Source organism: Liquorilactobacillus satsumensis DSM 16230 = JCM 12392 (assembly GCF_001435195.1).
GTDB lineage: Bacteria > Bacillota > Bacilli > Lactobacillales > Lactobacillaceae > Liquorilactobacillus > Liquorilactobacillus satsumensis.
Map to the genome: position 1 here is coordinate 41,992 of NZ_AZFQ01000026.1, position 18,061 is coordinate 60,052.

The 18,061-nt window shown below is 41.2% G+C and carries 18 protein-coding genes; 17 read left to right on the forward strand and 1 reads right to left on the reverse strand.

Annotated elements, in window-relative coordinates:
• Positions 1–5 precede the first annotated feature (5 nt).
• The 4 genes from msrA to FD50_RS03380 all read left to right on the forward strand — a co-directional run bounded on the left by msrA (position 6) and on the right by FD50_RS03380 (position 3,641).
• Positions 6–545, forward strand: coding sequence for a peptide-methionine (S)-S-oxide reductase MsrA (msrA, locus tag FD50_RS03365; protein ID WP_056960262.1), 540 nt, complete (start codon positions 6–8; stop codon positions 543–545).
• A gap of 30 nt (positions 546–575) precedes the next feature.
• Complete coding sequence (locus tag FD50_RS03370; RefSeq protein ID WP_054756322.1) at positions 576–1,451, forward strand: YitT family protein; 876 nt, start codon at positions 576–578, stop codon at positions 1,449–1,451.
• 40 nt (positions 1,452–1,491) lie between these two features.
• Entirely contained in the window at positions 1,492–2,394 is a 903-nt protein-coding gene (locus FD50_RS03375; protein WP_056960264.1) for a deoxyribonuclease IV, read from the forward strand.
• Positions 2,395–2,624: 230 nt separating this feature from the next.
• Positions 2,625–3,641, forward strand: a complete 1,017-nt coding sequence (locus tag FD50_RS03380; RefSeq protein WP_056960266.1) for a lipoate--protein ligase — start codon at positions 2,625–2,627, stop codon at positions 3,639–3,641.
• A 6-nt stretch (positions 3,642–3,647) separates the two neighbouring features.
• Here FD50_RS03380 and FD50_RS03385 read toward each other — a convergent pair whose 3' ends face one another.
• Positions 3,648–4,463: a pyruvate, water dikinase regulatory protein gene (locus tag FD50_RS03385; RefSeq protein WP_054756319.1), complete on the reverse strand. Its 816-nt coding sequence runs from the start codon at positions 4,461–4,463 to the stop codon at positions 3,648–3,650.
• A 224-nt stretch (positions 4,464–4,687) separates the two neighbouring features.
• On the opposite strand from FD50_RS03385, the gene rpsU reads away from it, so the two are divergent.
• The 13 genes from rpsU (at position 4,688) to FD50_RS03450 (ending at position 17,823) form a co-directional block, all read left to right on the forward strand.
• On the forward strand, positions 4,688–4,873 hold the full coding sequence (gene rpsU / locus FD50_RS03390; RefSeq protein ID WP_003694124.1) for a 30S ribosomal protein S21: 186 nt from the start codon (positions 4,688–4,690) through the stop codon (positions 4,871–4,873).
• 21 nt (positions 4,874–4,894) lie between these two features.
• On the forward strand, positions 4,895–5,338 hold the full coding sequence (locus FD50_RS03395) for a GatB/YqeY domain-containing protein (protein ID WP_054756316.1): 444 nt from the start codon (positions 4,895–4,897) through the stop codon (positions 5,336–5,338).
• Between the two features lie 123 nt (positions 5,339–5,461).
• Positions 5,462–6,445, forward strand: coding sequence for a PhoH family protein (locus FD50_RS03400; RefSeq protein ID WP_056960268.1), 984 nt, complete (start codon positions 5,462–5,464; stop codon positions 6,443–6,445).
• A complete protein-coding gene (ybeY, locus tag FD50_RS03405) occupies positions 6,445–6,924 on the forward strand; it encodes an rRNA maturation RNase YbeY (RefSeq protein WP_054756314.1) in 480 nt (159 codons plus the stop codon). The genes FD50_RS03400 and ybeY overlap by 1 nt, the downstream gene beginning before the upstream one ends.
• The gene (locus tag FD50_RS03410) at positions 6,908–7,300 is read left to right on the forward strand and encodes a diacylglycerol kinase family protein (protein ID WP_056960360.1); all 393 of its coding nucleotides are present in this window, start codon (positions 6,908–6,910) and stop codon (positions 7,298–7,300) included. The genes ybeY and FD50_RS03410 overlap by 17 nt, the downstream gene beginning before the upstream one ends.
• A 21-nt stretch (positions 7,301–7,321) precedes the next feature.
• The gene (era, locus tag FD50_RS03415; RefSeq protein ID WP_054756313.1) at positions 7,322–8,224 is read left to right on the forward strand and encodes a GTPase Era; all 903 of its coding nucleotides are present in this window, start codon (positions 7,322–7,324) and stop codon (positions 8,222–8,224) included.
• 24 nt (positions 8,225–8,248) lie between these two features.
• Positions 8,249–9,043, forward strand: a complete 795-nt coding sequence (gene recO, locus FD50_RS03420; protein WP_082610412.1) for a DNA repair protein RecO — start codon at positions 8,249–8,251, stop codon at positions 9,041–9,043.
• A gap of 282 nt (positions 9,044–9,325) precedes the next feature.
• Positions 9,326–10,243, forward strand: coding sequence for a glycine--tRNA ligase subunit alpha (gene glyQ, locus FD50_RS03425; protein WP_056960270.1), 918 nt, complete (start codon positions 9,326–9,328; stop codon positions 10,241–10,243).
• Positions 10,244–10,245: 2 nt separating this feature from the next.
• A complete protein-coding gene (gene glyS, locus FD50_RS03430) occupies positions 10,246–12,324 on the forward strand; it encodes a glycine--tRNA ligase subunit beta (RefSeq protein WP_056960272.1) in 2,079 nt (692 codons plus the stop codon).
• 147 nt (positions 12,325–12,471) lie between these two features.
• A complete protein-coding gene (gene dnaG, locus FD50_RS03435; RefSeq protein WP_056960274.1) occupies positions 12,472–14,313 on the forward strand; it encodes a DNA primase in 1,842 nt (613 codons plus the stop codon).
• 12 nt (positions 14,314–14,325) lie between these two features.
• On the forward strand, positions 14,326–15,453 hold the full coding sequence (gene rpoD, locus FD50_RS03440) for an RNA polymerase sigma factor RpoD (RefSeq protein ID WP_056960276.1): 1,128 nt from the start codon (positions 14,326–14,328) through the stop codon (positions 15,451–15,453).
• A 291-nt stretch (positions 15,454–15,744) separates the two neighbouring features.
• The gene (locus tag FD50_RS03445; RefSeq protein WP_056960278.1) at positions 15,745–16,662 is read left to right on the forward strand and encodes a PLP-dependent cysteine synthase family protein; all 918 of its coding nucleotides are present in this window, start codon (positions 15,745–15,747) and stop codon (positions 16,660–16,662) included.
• Positions 16,663–16,683: 21 nt separating this feature from the next.
• Positions 16,684–17,823, forward strand: a complete 1,140-nt coding sequence (locus tag FD50_RS03450) for a trans-sulfuration enzyme family protein (RefSeq protein ID WP_056960280.1) — start codon at positions 16,684–16,686, stop codon at positions 17,821–17,823.
• Positions 17,824–18,061: the final 238 nt, after the last annotated feature.

The following is an 18,061-nucleotide window of genomic DNA, read 5'->3' on the forward strand; positions in this document are numbered from 1 at the left end:
AATAAATGAGTGAGAAAAAAGAGACTGCAATTTTTGCAGGTGGCTGTTTTTGGTGCATGGTTAAACCGTTTGATCAACAACCAGGCATTTTAAAAGTAGTATCTGGATATACCGGTGGACATGTTCCAAATCCGACTTATGAGGAAGTTTGTGCCCATACAACTGGGCATACAGAAGCCGTTAAGATCACGTTTGACCCTACACTGATTTCTTATGCGCAGCTAGTAGAAATTTATTGGCAGCAAACTGATCCAACAGATGCAATGGGACAATTTCAAGATCGTGGGGACAGCTATCGCCCGGTGATCTTTACCAATAGTGATGAGCAAAAGAAAATTGCGGAAGCTTCTAAGCAAGCACTTGCTGCGAGCGGACGTTTTACAGCTCCAATTGTGACCCAGATTGAAGATGCACAACCTTTTTATGAAGCAGAGGATTACCATCAGGAATTCTATAAAAAAAATCCGGCGCGCTTTGCTCTTGAAGAAGGCGGCCGGGAACACTTCAAACAAAAATATTGGGGGGAAAAGGGCAAAAATAATTAGGCATTAAGAAGAGAAGAAGGAGAACACCTTATGGATGAACTTCAGCGAATTTGGAAAAGACACCAGTATGTGGCTCGTGCATCAACAGCTTTTATTTATGGCATTCTTGTTTCAATCGCGATGAATTTTTTTTGGACACCAGGTAAGATTTATTCTTCCGGAATCACCGGTTTGGCGCAGTTATTAGAGACACTTACGAGAAATCAGGGTTTGTTTCACCCATCGACTGCGCTGCTTTTATTTATGTTAAACATTCCGCTTTTTTTGCTGGCATGGCTCCAAATTGGGCATCGTTTCACTTTATTTACTTTTTTAGCAGTTGTCTTTTCGAGTATAATGATTAAATTATTGAAGCCCATTACATTGACAACTGATCCGATTATTTGTGCAATTTTTGGTGCCGCAATCAATGGTTTTGGAACTGGTTTGGCATTGAAAAATGGAATTTCAACTGGCGGCTTGGATATCATCGGGTTGACGCTGCGCAAAAAGACTGGCAAAAGTATCGGGACCATCAATATGTGTTTTAATGCCTTTATTGTGTTAGCAGCGGGCGCTGTTTACGGGTGGCCGTATGCTTTTTATTCTGCTCTGGGTCTGATTGTCAATGCACGTGTCATGGATATGGTGTACACACGCCAACAAAAAATGCAGGTCATGATTGTCACAAACAAGCCGAGAAGTGTGGTTGACTGTATTCAAAGCCATATGCGGCGCGGAATTACAATTGTTCACGGTGCAGAAGGCGCATATCGGCATGATAAAAAAACAATTCTATTTACCGTTATTTCACGCTATGAGCAGCATGATCTCAAAGCTGCAATGGAAGAATCCGATCCGTATGCGTTTGTTAGTATTGCGGAAAATGTCCAGATTATGGGCCGCTTTTATGAACCAGAACCTTAAATTATTTCCACTAATTTAAAAAATCAAGGAGGCTTTACATATGTTATTAGGTTCACATGTAGGGATGAAGGGCAAAGAGATGTTTTTGGGCTCTGCCCAAGAAGCGGCTGCCTATCATGCCACTACTTTTATGATCTATACAGGCGCGCCACAAAATACGCGCAGAAAGCCGATTGCTGAAATGAATATTCCAGCAGGCAAAGAGTTTATGCAACAACATGGTCTTAGCAATATTGTGATTCATGCTCCATATATTATTAACCTTGGAAATACTAAAAAGCCTGAAAATTTCACTTTTGCAGTTTCGTTTTTGCACGATGAAATTGAGCGAGCTGAAGCATTGGGTGCAAAACAGATGACATTCCATCCAGGGGCACATGTGGGTGCCGGCGCTCCCGCAGCAATTGCCAATATTATTAAGGGCTTGAATGAAGTGCTTACCCCAGAACAAGATTTGCAAATTGCAATTGAAACAATGGCTGGGAAGGGAACCGAAGTTGGGAAAACATTTGAAGAATTAGCACAAATTATTGCTGGAGTTACCTACAATGAAAAGCTGTCAGTTACTTTCGATACTTGCCATACAAATGATGCAGGATACAATGTAAAGGATGACTTTGATGGTGTTTTGAATGAGTTTGACCATATCATTGGATTGGACCGTTTGAAAGTCGTCCATGTCAATGATTCAAAGAATGAGCGTGGTGCGCATAAAGATCGGCATGAAAATCTTGGCTTTGGCACGATCGGCTTTTCCACTTTGAACTACATTGTGCACCATCCACAACTCGCAGAGTTACCCAAAATCATGGAGACTCCTTATGTTGGACCAGACAAAAATCATAAGTATCCGCCATATGCTTTTGAAATTGAAATGCTTAAAACACAAACATTTGACCCGGAAATGCAAAAAAAGGTATTGGCACAAGCCGGCAAATTATAAATACAGCCCGGTAATTAATGCGCGCCTTTAACCTAATTGAATAGATAAATGGCAAAGTAGTTTAAAGTTAGTGAAGTGTTCCATAGTTAAAGTAAATAACCTTTTTAAGCTAAGCGACTTGCGTTGACCTTGGTCAGTAGCGGGCCGCTTTTTTGATTGTCGTATTTTAAGTGAAAGCGTTATAATACAGAGGTTAACAAAGATCAGCTAAAAAGTAAGGAGCGATGAAAATGCGGTATGTAGTGATGCCTACAACAGATATTAGACGAAATTTGGCAACTGAGCAGTACTTAATGCAAAGCAATAAGATTGAACTGCCTTTTATGCTTTTTTATATTCAAAAGCCCTGTATCATTGTCGGTCGGAATCAGAATACATTTGAGGAAATTAATGAAGCATATTGTCGAAAACATCAGATTGTTGTAACACGCAGACTTTCAGGCGGCGGGGCGATGTATGATGACTTAGGGAATCTTTCATTTAGTTTTGTTGTTCCAGCTGATCGGCGTCTTTTTGGCGATTTTAAGCAATTGGTTGCACCAGTCGTAACAGCTTTACATGCAATGGGGGCAACTGGAGCTGCGGTTACAGGTCGAAATGACATTGTGATTGCGGGCAAAAAATTTTCTGGCAATGCAATGTATACTAAAGGCGGAAAGACATTCTGTCATGGAACCCTCATGTTTAATGTTGATCTTGCCGAAGTTACTAAAGCATTGAACGTCCCGGCAGACAAAATTGCTTCAAAAGGCATCAAGTCTGTGCGTAGCCGCGTAACCAACTTGATGCCTTATTTAGATAAACAATATCAAGGAATCACAACAGCAGACTTCCGGGATGCGCTAATTTTGAAGATTCTCAAAGCAGATTCTTTGCAAGCGATGCGGCAGTCTGAGTATCATTTAGATAGTGAAGATGAAGCGCAGATTGAGCAGTTGGTGGCAAAGTATTATGCTAATTGGGACTGGGTTTATGGCAATTCCCCACAATTTACGGTTAAGAAGAGGAAACATTTTAAAAATGGCACGATTGACGTGCGCTTCTTAGTTGAAAAAGGATTAATCCAGGAAGTTACAATTTATGGTGACTTCTTCGGGACACAGCCAGTGAGTGACTTACAGGCCAAATTAAAGGGCTTGCCTTTTAAGCATGCACAACTAAGTGCTGTTCTAGAAGGACAGCACTTAGATAATTATTTTGCAGGTATTCCACAAGAAGAGGTACTTGCCTTGTTTACGAGTGAATAGCTTCAATCAGTGATTAAGCGGCAAACTTTCGGTAATTAAGGTAGCAGTTTCTTCGATTGATTTGTTTGAAACATTAATTACAAGGCAGCCAATTTTGTGGTAAAGTTTTTCTGCAAACGCTAATTCAGCTTCGATATTGTTTAGATTTGAATAATTTGTTTCAGGGTTAAGGCCGTATGTGACCAGTCGTTCACGGCGAATATTGTTCAATACTTGCGGATCATTAGTCAAACCAAAGATTTTTTTGGGATCTACCTGCCATAACTCTTCTGGGATTCTTGTCTGAGGAACCAGCGGCAAATTGGCAACTTTGTAATTTTTATTTGCTAAATACAAAGAAAGTGGAGTCTTTGAGGTGCGTGAGACTCCTAAAAGAACAATATCTGCTTTTAGAAAACCAGTCGGATCTTTACCATCATCGTAAGTAACAGCAAATTCAAGTGCCTCAATCCGACTAAAGTATGTTTTGTTTAATTTGTGGTTGCGGCCTGCTTGGAGAAGAGGTGTTGTGCCAGTCTTGCTGCTGATTGTCTGAATGAGCTTTGACATGCCGTCAAGGACGCAAAGCTGATTTTCGGCGCAAAACTTGTTAACATAGGCGGCAAGTCCCTTTCCAACGAGAGTATGCACAATAAAAGCATCTGCGCGCTTTGCCTGTTCTAAAATTCCTGCAAGCAAAGAGGTCGTCTTGGTTAGGGGAAAGCGCTGATAGTCAAATTCGACATCTGGAAACTGAACTGTTGCGGCCGTTGCTAAATTATACGCTGTTTCACCAATTGAATCAGAAATGATGAAAACAGCCATTTTTTTCTTCACATCCATCTTTTTTCCTCCAGTTGCTGAATAGTTTTTGAACTCCTTTAGTATACAGGAATAATTTAAGAAAAGGGTGTTAGAGCTTAAGAACAATTAAATTATTGATTTGTTGCCGATGTGTTATTGACGTGCTATAAAGGTTTATGTATAATAGTTAAGAACTGTTAAAAGTTTGTGTATTTATGCAGAATATAACGGTTACATTTTAAGCTCGGAGGGAGGGAAACAAAATGTCAAAGACAGTCGTTCGTAAAAACGAATCTCTTGATGATGCTCTTCGTCGCTTCAAACGTTCCGTTTCAAAAACTGGTACTTTACAAGAATACCGGAAACGTGAGTTCTATGAGAAGCCTAGTGTGAAACGCAAGAAAAAATCTGAAGCAGCAAGAAAGCGTAAAAATAAGCGTCGTTTCTAATTCCTAAGGAGGATAGAACTGATGAGCTTACTTGATTCATTAAATAATGATTTGAAAACTGCGATGAAGGCTCACGATAAAGAGACTTTGAGTACTGTGCGGATGTTAAAAGCAGCCGTAATGAACGAGCAGATCAAAACTGGTCAACCATTGACTTCTGATGAAGAAATCAGTGTGTTATCTCGTGAATTGAAACAGCGAAAAGATTCTTTAGCAGAGTTTTCAAAGGCGCAGCGTGCCGACTTGGTTTCTGGTCTTGAAAAAGAAATTAAAGTTGTCGAGCGTTACCTGCCACAGCAATTAAGTGAAGCAGAGGTCCATGAGATTGTTGCAGAAACAATCAAACAGGTTAATGCTTCCTCAAAAGCTGATTTTGGTAAAGTGATGGGCGCAGTGATGCCTAAAGTTAAAGGGCGTGCTGATGGCAAGCTGGTAAATGCGGCGGTTAAGTCGTTATTAGGTTAGTAATTAATAGTATTCAACTGGTTTTAGTTGAATCCAAGCTGAAATGGAATCCTACGGGTTTTGTTTCAGCTTTTTTTATGCTATGATTTGCATATAATGCTTAATTGAGGGAGTCTATGCGGATTGGCTGAAAAACAATTAGTTGAAAAAGAGTTTAAAATAGAGGATTCACAACAAAGTGCTGCTTTGTTGGGGACACATGATAAGTATGTTAAACTGCTTGAAGAAAATGAAAATGTTATTATCAGTCCTTTTGGTGACCAAATAAAAATTAAGGGTGAAGCAGCCGCTGTTGACCGTACGCTGGCAGTTTTGCAGCAGCTTGCAGCCGTCTTGGGACAAGGCGTAACCCTTGGAAATGCAGATGTCCTTTCAGCAATTAAGATGGCTGAACGTGGGACCTTAACGTATTTCCGTGATCTTTACACCGATGTACTTTTAAAAGATCAAAAGAAGCGGCCAATTCGGGTTAAGAGCTTTGGCCAGCGTCAGTATGTTCAAGCTATTAGAAACAATGACTTAATCTTCGGGATTGGACCTGCGGGTACTGGGAAAACATTTCTAGCCGTTGTAATGGCAATCTCAGCGCTGAAGAAGAATCAAGTAGAACGTGTTATTTTAACGCGTCCCGCGGTTGAAGCAGGTGAATCTTTGGGCTTTTTGCCGGGCGATCTCAAAGAAAAAGTTGATCCGTATTTACGCCCTATCTATGATGCTTTGCATGCAATCTTAGGTAAAGAGCACACGGAAAGACTGCTTGATCGTGGCGTTATTGAGATTGCTCCACTTGCTTATATGCGGGGACGGACTTTAGAAAACGCCTTTGTAATTTTGGATGAGGCCCAAAATACTACCCGAGCGCAGATGAAGATGTTTTTAACCCGTCTTGGTTTTGGTTCGAAGATGGTTGTGAATGGTGATCAGACACAAATCGACCTGCCCCGCGGTCATAGCCAAAGCGGCCTGATTGATGCACAAAGAGTTTTACAAGGGCGCCCCCATATTGCGTTTGTTAACTTCGATGCTGCTGACGTAGTCCGTCATCCAGTTGTTGCGGAGATCATTGAAGCTTATGCAAATCAAAGTAAAGAAGAAGGACGAGTGTAGTGGATTTAGAAATTTTTGATGATACCAAAAAGGTGTCGCAAGCAAGACTTGAATTGGTGCAAAAAGTATTAGATTTTGCGGGCGCATACATTGATCTACCGGCCGACACTGAGATGTCTGTCACATTAATGGATAATGAGAAGATCCATCAAATCAACAAAAAGTACCGTGGAGTTGATAAACCAACTGATGTGATTAGTTTTGCGATTGAAGAAGAAAGTGATGATGACACTCCAATCATTCTTCCAGATGATGCTGAATTTGATGTTCCTAAAAATATTGGTGATATTATGGTGTCAGTGGACAAGGTTAAGGAACAGGCTGCTTATCTTGGGCACTCTGAAGAGCGGGAACTAGGTTTCCTAGTCGTGCATGGTTTTTTGCATCTGAACGGCTATGATCATATGCGCAAAGAAGATGAGGAAGTTATGTTTGGATTACAACGAAAGATTTTAGATGCTTATGGACTTAAAAAATAAAAAGAATAAATGGAAACATCGCCATTTTTGGCAATCTTTTTGTCACGCTTCTGCTGGGTTGTTGACGGCTTGGAAAGAAGAACGGAATCTGAGGTTTCATTCCTTTGCTGCAATTGCAGTTTTTTTGCTTGCGTGGCTCCTACAGCTTGGCTTATTTGAGTGGCTTTGGCTGGGGCTTTGCGTCACTTTGGTATTGGTAAGTGAACTTTGGAATACAGTCTTGGAGAACGTCGTGGATTTGATTACAGAATGTAAACGTGATCCATTGGCAAAAAAAGCTAAGGATATTGCATCCGGTGCGGTTTTTGTGACAGCGGTTTTTGCGGCAATTAGCGGCGCGGTTATTTTCATTCCGCACTTATTGGCGTTGTTTTAATATACGAAGAGAGGTTTATTAATGGAAAGCAAAGCACATTCCGGTTTTGTTGCAATCATCGGGAGACCAAATGTCGGGAAATCGACATTTTTGAATCAAGTAATCGGCGAAAAGATTGCCATCATGAGTGATAAGGCACAGACCACGCGAAACAAGATTCAAGGAATCTATACAACTGCTACAACTCAAATTGTTTTTATAGACACTCCAGGGATTCATAAGCCGCATAGTCGTCTAGGTGATTTCATGGTGCAGTCTGCTTTATCCACTTTAAATGAAGTTGATTGTGTAATTTTTATGGTTAATGCTACTGAAAAAAAAGGCAAAGGCGATCAATTCATTATTGAGCGTCTAAAACAGGTAAAACAGCCTATCTTCTTGGTCATTAACAAAATTGATCAGGTTCATCCTGATGACTTATTGGCAATTGTTGATTCTTATCGCAATGAATTAGCTTTTAAAGAAGTTTTCCCAATTTCAGCTCTCAAAGGAAATAATTGTGAAGAATTGGTAGCGACACTTGGAAAACAGTTGCCAGCCGGACCGCAATTTTATCCGGATGATCAGATTACGGATCATCCAGAACGTTTTATTGCAGGAGAATTGGTTAGAGAACAGGTGCTCAAGGTAACACGCGAAGAAGTACCGCATTCTGTGGCTGTAATTGTCGATAGAATTCATCGTGAAGATGAAGAAAAAGTACTCGTACAAGCAACAATTATCGTTGAGCGCGGCTCGCAAAAGGGAATCTTAATCGGAAAGGGCGGTAAAATGCTCAAACTGATCGGAACTCGAGCTAGAAAAGAGATCGAACATCTTTTGGGTGACCGTGTCTATCTTGAACTTTGGGTCAAAGTTCAAGAAAATTGGCGGGATAAAAAAGCTGATCTGCAGGCTTTTGGTTACAAGCAAGACGATTATTAAAAAGCATGACGGGAGGTGGTCAGCTTGGGAACGACTAGAATGGCTGAATTTGAAGGAATTGTCATGTTCAGGCGCGATTATCGCGAACGGGATATGCTGGTTAAGATCTTAACTGACCACTATGGCTTTAAAATGTTTTTTGTCCGTGGGGCGCGTAAACGTGGTTTCAAGCTGGGGGCAGCTATTTTGCCCTTTACCACTGCTTCTTACACGGGAACAATTAACGACGACGGCTTGTCTTTTATTGATGCGGTTAAAGATGTTGCGCAGTACCAGCAGATTTGCCAAGATATTTTATTGAATGCTTATGCAACCTATATTCTAGGATTAGTGGCTGCAGCCTTTGGAGATGCACGCCCACTTGGAATTTGGTATCCGCGGATTGTGGCGGCTTTAGCTGCAATTGATCATGGACTTGATGCTGGAATTGTGACCAATATTGTTGAACTTCAGTTGCTTGAGAACTTTGGCGTTAAACCGAATCTAAAAGGGTGTGTCATCTGCGGTCGTCAAAGCGGCACATTCGATTTTTCAGAGAGTTACGGGGGCTTGCTTTGTCAGCAGCACTGGTCAGTTGATCGTAATCGGATGCATTTGGATCAGCGGACGGTTTATTTTATGCGCTTCTTAGCCCGCGTGGATCTTTTACGCTTGCGTTCGATTAATCTTAAGGAAGAAACTAAGGTGAAGCTGCGTGATACGCTAGATCAAATTTATAACAATGATGTTGGGGTCAGCTTGAAGCCTAAACACTTTTTGGATGAGATGTTAAAGCAAAATCAAAATATTTTGAAGTTGCGTCCAGGGATTGACAAATAGTTGTTTGTCAACTATCCTAGTCTTTGAATATGAAGGCAATGATAAAAAAGGGCAATACAATGACTTGAATAGCGAACTCGGATTGGTGCAAGCGGGTAGGTTGTTTTATTGTTGGCGTTTTTGGAGCCGTAATTAATTAAGTTGCTAGCTTTAGTGCTAGAAGTAGGGTGGAACCGCGATTAGATCGAATCGTCCCTATGTGACCTTAAATGTGGTTGCATAGGTTTTTTTATGCTTCCAGCTTTTTAAGATCGCTGCGATCAAAATTTGAGGAGGGGTAACATGGCTAAAAAAATGACTTTGCAGGACATTATTTTAACTCTGCAGCAATTTTGGGCAAAACAAGGCTGTATGCTGATGCAGTCATATGATACTGAAAAAGGGGCAGGGACGATGAGTCCATATACATTCTTGCGTGCAATTGGACCAGAACCATGGAGTGCAGCGTATGTGGAACCATCACGGCGTCCTGCTGACGGGCGATATGGTGAAAACCCTAATCGTCTGTATCAACATCATCAGTTCCAAGTAATTATGAAACCATCACCAGAAAATATTCAGGAGTTGTATCTCGACAGTCTGCGTGCATTAGGCATTGATCCCAAAGAACATGACATTCGGTTTGTTGAGGATAATTGGGAAAATCCTTCAATGGGATGCGCCGGTGTTGGTTGGGAAGTTTGGCTTGATGGCATGGAAATAACCCAATTCACATATTTCCAACAAGTTGGGGGGCTGGAAGTGCGTCCCGTTGCGGCCGAAGTTACATATGGTCTTGAACGACTTTCGTCTTATATTCAAAATGTTAATTCAGTCTTTGAACTTGAGTGGGCTGATGGAGTTAAATATGGTGATATCTTTGGTGAACCGGAATATGAACATTCCAAATATTCATTTGAAGAAAGTAATCAGGAAATGCTGTTTAAACTTTTTGATACTTTTGAGACGGAAGCCAAAAAACAGATTAAAAATGGCTTAGTTCATCCGGCTTACGACTATGTACTAAAATGTAGTCATACATTTAACTTGCTTGATGCACGCGGTGCTGTTTCAGTGACAGAAAGAGCAGGTTACTTAGCACGCATTCGCAATCTAGCGAAGTCCATTGCCAAGGCTTTTGTGGCAGAAAGAAAGAAATTAGGTTTCCCGTTAATCAAAGATGAAAAAGTGCGGGCAGCATTGCTGAAGGAGGATAAATGAGGATGAGTCATACATTTTTGCTTGAAATTGGTTTGGAAGAAATTCCAGCACATGTAGTCACACCAAGTGCAGCACAGCTTGTCCAACGAGTAGCTGCGTTTTTAAAAGAAGAGCGGCTCCCCTTTGGCAAACTTGTTTCTTTTTCAACTCCACGGCGTTTGGCGGTCAAGATTGAGAACTTGGCAGACAAGCAAGCTGATCTTGAAGAAGAAGCCAAAGGTCCGGCTAAAAAGATTGCTTTGGATAAGGATGGTAATTGGTCGAAAGCTGCAATTGGATTTTCACGAGGACAAAAAAGTTCACCAGAGCAAATCTTTTTTAAAGAGCTTAAGGGGACCGAATATGCCTACGTGAAAAAATTCATTCCCGGAAAAAGTGCCGCAACAGTCCTCCAAGGGCTTCAGCAAGTGGTTGCGTCAATGACCTTCCCAACAATGATGCGGTGGGGAAATAATGATTTTAAGTATGTCAGACCATTACGCTGGCTAGTTGCATTACTGGATGACACAGTTGTGCCATTTCAGATTCTGGATGTTAAGACGGATCGGCTTTCACAGGGACATCGCTTTCTTGGGAAAACAGTCAGTTTAGAAAATGCGGCTGCTTATCCGCAGGCTCTAGAAGCGGAGTATGTAATTGCAGATGCTGCACAGCGCAAACAAATGATTACACAGCAGCTCACAGAACTGGCGCAAAAAAATGCTTGGAAAATTGTCATTGAGCCTGAACTATTAGAGGAAGTTAACAACTTAGTGGAATATCCAACTGTTTTTGCAGGACATTTTGCTGCTAAATACTTAGAAATTCCAGACGAGGTTCTTATTACTTCGATGAAAGATCACCAACGTTTCTTTTATGTTTTGGATCAAAATGACAAGTTACTGCCTAACTTTGTATCAGTGCGTAACGGTAATCGCGAATATCTTGAAAAAGTGGTTGCTGGAAATGAAAAGGTGCTGACTGCTCGTTTAGAGGATGCGGCATTCTTTTACCATGAAGATCAGAAACATACAATTGCAGAGTTTGTGGAACGCCTTAAAAGAGTAATGCTGCATGATAAAATCGGCACAGTCTCTGAAAAAATGGCGCGGGTTCATTTGTTGGCACAGAAACTTGGTAAAATTTTAGGATTATCTCCGACCGAAAATACTGCTCTTTTACGGGCAGCTCAGATCTATAAATTTGATCTGGTAACAGGCATGGTTGGTGAGTTTTCTGAACTCCAAGGAGTCATGGGTGAAAAGTATGCATTGCTCCAAGGAGAGAAACCAGCTGTTGCAACGGCAATTCGGGAACATTACCTGCCGATTTCTGCAGAGGGTGAGTTACCACAAACAGTTGTCGGTGCAGTTTTGGCATTAGCGGATAAATTAGATAGTATTATGGACTTCTTTGCTGCTGGAATGGTACCAACAGGTTCAAATGATCCTTATGCACTAAGACGGCAAGCAACAGGGATTGTTAGAATTTTGTTAGCACGCAAATGGCAGCTTTCTGCTGTTGATCTAACGGCGCTTGTGACCCGTAACTATGAGGAGGCTCCTAGCTTATACGCGAAGATCGCCCCGCAAAATAATAAAGCAGAAGTCGAGGTATTTATTGTTGAACGGATTAAGAAGCTTTTAAGCAGTGAGCAATTCGATTATGACGTTGTCGAGACTGTCACAGCCCTTACAAAAAATTCGTTTGTCGCGATTATGGCAGCGGCAGCAGTGCTGCAAAAGCATAAGGTCGAGGTTGATTTTAAAGAGACAATCGAAGCTTTAACACGTGTTTTACGTTTGGCAAAAAAAGTTTCACCTGCTAATTTGAAAATTATCAATAAAAAGTTATTTGAAAATGATTCAGAAACCAAACTATACGCTGCGGTAGAGAGTGTGGCTGCAGACAGCAAAGGAAAAACAAGTGAGGAACGCTATGGCTTATTGAAAACCTTGCAGCCTGTGATTGCGGAGTACTTTGAAGAAACTATGGTGATGGCAAAGGATGAAGCGGTACGTAATAATCGCTTAGCACAGTTAGTTAAAATTGCTGATCTGACCGCACCATTCGGCGATCTAACTAAGCTGAACGTCAAGTAGAGCGTTAAATCAGTTTCTCCCAAAGCAATTGTTTGCTTTTCCTAGGTGATATTGTATAATTAATAATGATTGTATTTTTGAAAGTCGCACTAGCTGTGCGGCTTTTATGTCCTTGAAACATTTTTGGAAATTAAGCGGGGTGATCTTTTGAGCCGCAGAATACCTGAAGAGGTAATTGAAAAAGTCAGAACAGGTGTCAATATTGTTGATATCGTAAGCCAATATGTTCAACTGAGCAAATCAGGGAAGAATTTTTTTGGTTTATGTCCGTTTCACGAAGAAAAGACACCTTCTTTTTCTGTTACTGAACAAAAGCAAATTTTTCACTGTTTTTCCTGTCACCGTGGTGGAAATGTTTTTAAATTCATCATGGAGATTGAAAATCTGAGTTTTCCCGATGCGGTGTTGCGGGTTGCAGAGCTCGGGAATATTCAGCTTGATGCGGATGTGTTACAGTCACAAAATGGTGCAGTTGACAGTGAATCCTCGGAAACAACGCAGTTAAAGCAGCTTTATGCTGATGCAACAGAACTTTTTCACCACATTCTTATTAATACAGCGATGGGTGAAGAGGCGCTCCAATACTTGCACAAACGTGGCCTTAGTGATGACATGATTACGGAATTCAAGCTCGGTTTTGCACCGCAAAAAGAACTTCTGTTACCCTTTTTTCAGGAGAAGAAGGTCAAGCAGGAACTGCTGCGCAAATCTGGCCTTTTTAGTGAAACAGCGACGGGCGATCTGCGGGGGCGCTTTCGGGGAAGAGTATTATTTCCAATTAGAGATATGCAAGGCAAAACCGTTGCTTTTTCTGGACGTTTGCTAGCGCAGAATCAGAAACAGCCCAAGTATCTTAATAGCCCAGAAACCGCGATTTTCAACAAACGCAAAGTCTTATTTAATTTTGACAAAGCTAAAACAGAAATCAGGCAGAAACAATTTGTAATTTTATTCGAAGGTTTTATGGATGTGCTGGCAGCCTATCGCGCGGGGATCAAAAATGGAGTAGCTTCCATGGGGACAAGTCTAACAAATGAACAAATTTATTTGTTGGAAAGGACAACGTCCAAAATGTACTTGTGTTATGATGGAGATTCTCCTGGGCAGACCGCAACTGCGCGCGCACTCTCGTTACTAGAACCGCTTACTAAAATGACACTTGGTGTAATCCGGATGCCTGAGGCGCTTGATCCTGATGAGTATGTTCGTAAGTATGGTGAAGCTGCTTTTAAGGAACTTGCACAGAACACACATGAGACTGGACTTGCCTTTTACTTGCATTACTATGAACAAGGGCGCAATCTAGCCAATGAGGATGACCAACTTGCTTATATTGCTGATGTTTTGAAGCAATTAGCAGGGGTTACTTCACCAATTGAGCGAGACTTATACCTTAATCAATTAGCGAAGCGCTTTGGAGTTGATAAGGACAGTTTAGCTGCGCAGTTAAACGATTTTATGCGCAAAAGCGGTAATAGTAAAGCACTAGTGAAACCGGCACAAGCAAGCCGTCCAGTTGCCGGTAATGCATCCCCCAAAAAATATGAACGGGTAGAAAAAGCAGAACGTTTGCTATTGTATCGTTTGTTGCACAGTGCAAATATTCGGTTGAAGTTGAGGCAACTGCCAAGCTATGCATTTGTACATGATGGTTATCAAGAACTGTATACGATTGCGGAAGGTTACTTTAATGTGTATCCTGAATATGAGACTGCACGCTTCTTAGATTTTTTGGATGATGAAGGACTCAGGCAGCTGCTGATAGGGTTAGAGCTTGAAAATTATTCTGGGGAAGAAAACGAAGAGGAGTTTTCTGACTGCGTGAGAGTGATTATGCAGCAATCTCCGCTGGAACAACGCATTAAGGATGTGAAGCAACAGTTGGCGGATGCGAAAAGAATGAATAACGAGGAACTTGTAACAAAACTGACAATTGGATTAATTGAGCTGTTGCGCCAACAGCAGTCAGAAAAATCAGCATCATTATAAGGAGGCCATCCCATGGCAAAAGAAAGTTTAAACAAGGGCACCAAAAATCCTGCTTATGTTAAAGCATTACGCAGCTTGATTAGAGATTATAAGCCAAAAAAACAAATCAATTATAATGATTTAACTAAGAAAATGGTCGTTCCTTTCGAATTAGAGGCAAAGCAGATGGATGAATTAGTTCAAGCTGTAGAAGATGCTGGCATTTCGGTTGTAGATGAAAAGGGTGAACCAAGTGCTGCTAGTTTAAAGGCAGCGACTTCTGAGGCTAAAAAAGCTTCTAATGATCGTGATGTATCTGCTCCAGCAGGAGTCAAGATTAATGATCCAGTCCGGATGTATCTAAAAGAGATTGGGCGTGTTAATTTACTGACTGCTGATGAAGAAGTTGCTTTGGCTTTGAGAATTGAAAAAGGCGATGAAGAGGCTAAACAGCGGTTAGCAGAAGCTAACTTGCGCTTGGTTGTTTCAATTGCAAAACGGTACGTTGGTCGTGGGATGTCTTTTTTGGATTTGATTCAAGAAGGCAACATGGGCTTGATGAAAGCTGTTGAAAAATTTGATTATCGTAAAGGTTTCAAGTTTTCAACTTATGCTACTTGGTGGATCAGACAGGCAATTACACGTGCGATTGCTGATCAGGCTAGGACTATCCGTATTCCGGTGCACATGGTTGAAACGATCAATAAATTAATTAGGATTCAACGACAAATGCTGCAGGATCTTGGACGAGAACCCGTGCCGGAAGAAATCGGTGCCGAGATGGATATGCCGACAGATAAGGTGCGTGAGATTTTAAAGATTGCCCAAGAACCGGTTTCACTTGAGACACCAATTGGTGAAGAAGATGACTCGCATTTAGGCGACTTTATTGAAGATCGGGATGCAACCAGTCCTGCCGATCATGCTGCTTATGAGCTGTTGAAAGAACAGCTTGAGAGTGTCTTAGACACTTTAACCGATCGGGAAGAAAATGTGTTGCGGCTGCGCTTTGGACTTGATGATGGCCGAACTAGAACATTAGAAGAGGTCGGAAAAGTCTTCGGGGTTACACGTGAAAGAATTCGTCAAATTGAGGCAAAGGCTTTGCGTAAACTGCGACACCCATCACGTTCAAAACAATTAAAAGATTTTCTTGAATAAAGGATATTTTAAAATAGAACTTGCTTTTTATGAAACTAGGTAGTAAGATTCAAAGTAATAAGAAGAGAGGTATTTGTAATGGTTGCTTTTACTTTTAATAAAATGACAAATAACTGCTGTAGCTGTCGCATTCCGCGTGTTGGTGTAAAGGATGCGGCCGTTTTGAGTTGGAGTCATTTTAGAAGAGACTTCAAAAGTTAAAAACTGCCATTAACAAACCTTTTACGCACAGGGCGCGAATCTATTTCAGATTCGCGCCCTTTTTCTTGTTACTTTAAGGAGGAAATGGAAATGATATACCATTCAGTAAAAGAACTGATCGGAAAGACACCCTTACTTGAACTAGAAATAAAAGTTCCGCATGGATCAAGAATTTTTGCCAAGCTTGAAATGAATAATCCAGGTGGAAGTATCAAGGATCGTTTGGGTTTTTATCTGATCGAGCAAGCTTTCAAGGAACACAAACTGCATAAAGGAATGACCGTGATCGAACCCACGGCCGGAAATACAGGGATCGGGGTGGCGCTTGCAGCCAGTTATTATGATCTGAAAACAATCCTAGTAGTTCCTGAAAAATTCAGTCAAGAAAAACAAACCCTAATGAAAGCACTTGGTGCACAATTAGTGCACACACCTAGTGAAGACGGAATTGTTGGTGCGATTAAAAAAGTAGCAGAGTTAGCGGCAGCAACCCCTGATAGTTATGTACCAATGCAATTTAAAAACTTGGATAATCCAGATGCATATTATCATAGTATTGCTCCTGAGATTGCGCGTGAGATGGCCGCAAATCAGCTGCAAATTGATGGCTTTGCTGCAGGAGTTGGCAGCGGAGGAACTTTTGTTGGGATGGCACGTTACTTTAAAGAATTATCCCCAGCTATTCAAACTGCGATTGTCGAACCGGAAGGCTCTATTTTAAATGGCGGGCCACAACATGCCCATCGGACCGAAGGAATCGGGGTTGAGTTTATTCCTCCTTTTCTAGATAAAAAAAATGTTGATCATATCTTTACAATTAGTGACCAAGCGGCCTTTTCGTGGGTTAAAAGAAGTGCTAAAGAACAAGGCCTTCTGATTGGCAGTTCAAGCGGGGCAGCTTTAGCCGCCAGTTTAAAGTTGGCAGAAGTTTTGCCACCGCACAGTAACATCGTGACTGTTTTTCCAGACAGTAGTGAACGCTACCTCAGTCAAAAAATATACGACTAAAGAGAAAAAGGAGAAATTAAAATGAAATTCAATACAAAGTTAATTCATGCAGGTATCAGTCAAGATCAAGCAACGGGTGCGGTTAATGTTCCCATCTATCAGACATCTACTTACGCACAACAAGAACTAGGTGGCAGTCCACGGTATGAATACTCCAGAACAGGGAATCCGACACGTGAAGCAGTTGAAAAGCTGATTCGCGATTTGGAAAATGGGGCCGCCGGATTTGCCTTTGCTTCAGGATCTGCTGCAATTCATACCGTTTTTACGCTCTTTTCGACAGGAGATCACATTATTGTTGGCAACGATGTATATGGTGGGACATTCCGGTTGATCAATAGTGTTCTTAAAAGGCTGGGGCTAGAATTTACGACGGTTGATACCCGCGATTTGGCGGCTGTCAAAGCGGCTGTTAAAGTAAATACCAAGGCAATTTATCTTGAAACCCCAACTAACCCGTTAATGCGGATCTCTGACATCGCAGCTTTAGCCAAACTGGCACACGAAAATGAATTATTAACAATTGTAGATAATACTTTTGCGACACCATATATTCAACGACCATTGGATCTGGGTGCTGATATTGTGGTACATAGTGCCTCAAAATATTTAGGGGGTCATAGCGATTTGGTTGCTGGTTTGGTAGTTACTAAAAACGAACAACTTGGGGAAAAGATTGGTTATTTGCAAAATGCAATTGGTGGTATTCTAGGACCGCAGGATAGCTGGTTATTGCAACGTGGAATTAAGACCTTGGCTGTTAGAATGAAGGCGCATGAACATAATACACAGGAGATTTTTTCTTTCTTGCGTTCAGATGACAGAATTGGGAAAATCTATTATCCTAGTGATCCGGAGGCACCGGGATATGAGATTGTCAAACGGCAGATGAATGGGTTTGGTGGAATGCTTTCATTTGAACTTAAGCAAGGCTTATCTGTTAAAAAATTCATTGAAAATTTGTCATTGATTACACTGGCGGAAAGTCTGGGTTCAGTTGAAAGCTTAGTAGAGGTTCCAGCGATCATGACACATGGTTCAATTCCGGAAGAGATCCGGCTAAAAAATGGAATTACGAACGAATTGATTCGGTTGTCAGTTGGAATTGAAGAAGCCAGCGATTTAGTGGCAGATTTAAAGAACGCGTTAGCAAAAGCTTAAAAAATGATGCGTTGATCATGATTGCGTCCAAAAAGAGAGTGTGACATAGGTCGGTAAAATTTGAGTGCTAACTCGAAATTACGAAGATAGCGAGTACTTTGCTATGAGTAATTCGAAGTTAGACAGAGAATTTTGACTTATGGAACACGTTTATCCGGAATAAAAGAGAGAGTGTGACATAGGTCGGGAAAATTTGAGTGCTAACTCGGAATTACGAAGATAGCGAGTACTTTGCTAT

Excerpts from the sequence above, each read along its gene's own strand:
- msrA (WP_056960262.1), top strand. The coding sequence starts at position 6 with ATGAGTGAGAAAAAAGAGACTGCAATTTTTGCAGGTGGCTGTTTTTGG.
- FD50_RS03370 (WP_054756322.1), top strand. The coding sequence starts at position 576 with ATGGATGAACTTCAGCGAATTTGGAAAAGACACCAGTATGTGGCTCGT.
- FD50_RS03375 (WP_056960264.1), top strand. The coding sequence starts at position 1,492 with ATGTTATTAGGTTCACATGTAGGGATGAAGGGCAAAGAGATGTTTTTG.
- FD50_RS03380 (WP_056960266.1), top strand. The coding sequence starts at position 2,625 with ATGCGGTATGTAGTGATGCCTACAACAGATATTAGACGAAATTTGGCA.
- FD50_RS03385 (WP_054756319.1), bottom strand. The coding sequence starts at position 4,463 with ATGGATGTGAAGAAAAAAATGGCTGTTTTCATCATTTCTGATTCAATT.
- rpsU (WP_003694124.1), top strand. The coding sequence starts at position 4,688 with ATGTCAAAGACAGTCGTTCGTAAAAACGAATCTCTTGATGATGCTCTT.
- FD50_RS03395 (WP_054756316.1), top strand. The coding sequence starts at position 4,895 with ATGAGCTTACTTGATTCATTAAATAATGATTTGAAAACTGCGATGAAG.
- FD50_RS03410 (WP_056960360.1), top strand. The coding sequence starts at position 6,908 with ATGGACTTAAAAAATAAAAAGAATAAATGGAAACATCGCCATTTTTGG.
- era (WP_054756313.1), top strand. The coding sequence starts at position 7,322 with ATGGAAAGCAAAGCACATTCCGGTTTTGTTGCAATCATCGGGAGACCA.
- glyQ (WP_056960270.1), top strand. The coding sequence starts at position 9,326 with ATGGCTAAAAAAATGACTTTGCAGGACATTATTTTAACTCTGCAGCAA.
- glyS (WP_056960272.1), top strand. The coding sequence starts at position 10,246 with ATGAGTCATACATTTTTGCTTGAAATTGGTTTGGAAGAAATTCCAGCA.
- rpoD (WP_056960276.1), top strand. The coding sequence starts at position 14,326 with ATGGCAAAAGAAAGTTTAAACAAGGGCACCAAAAATCCTGCTTATGTT.
- FD50_RS03445 (WP_056960278.1), top strand. The coding sequence starts at position 15,745 with ATGATATACCATTCAGTAAAAGAACTGATCGGAAAGACACCCTTACTT.
- FD50_RS03450 (WP_056960280.1), top strand. The coding sequence starts at position 16,684 with ATGAAATTCAATACAAAGTTAATTCATGCAGGTATCAGTCAAGATCAA.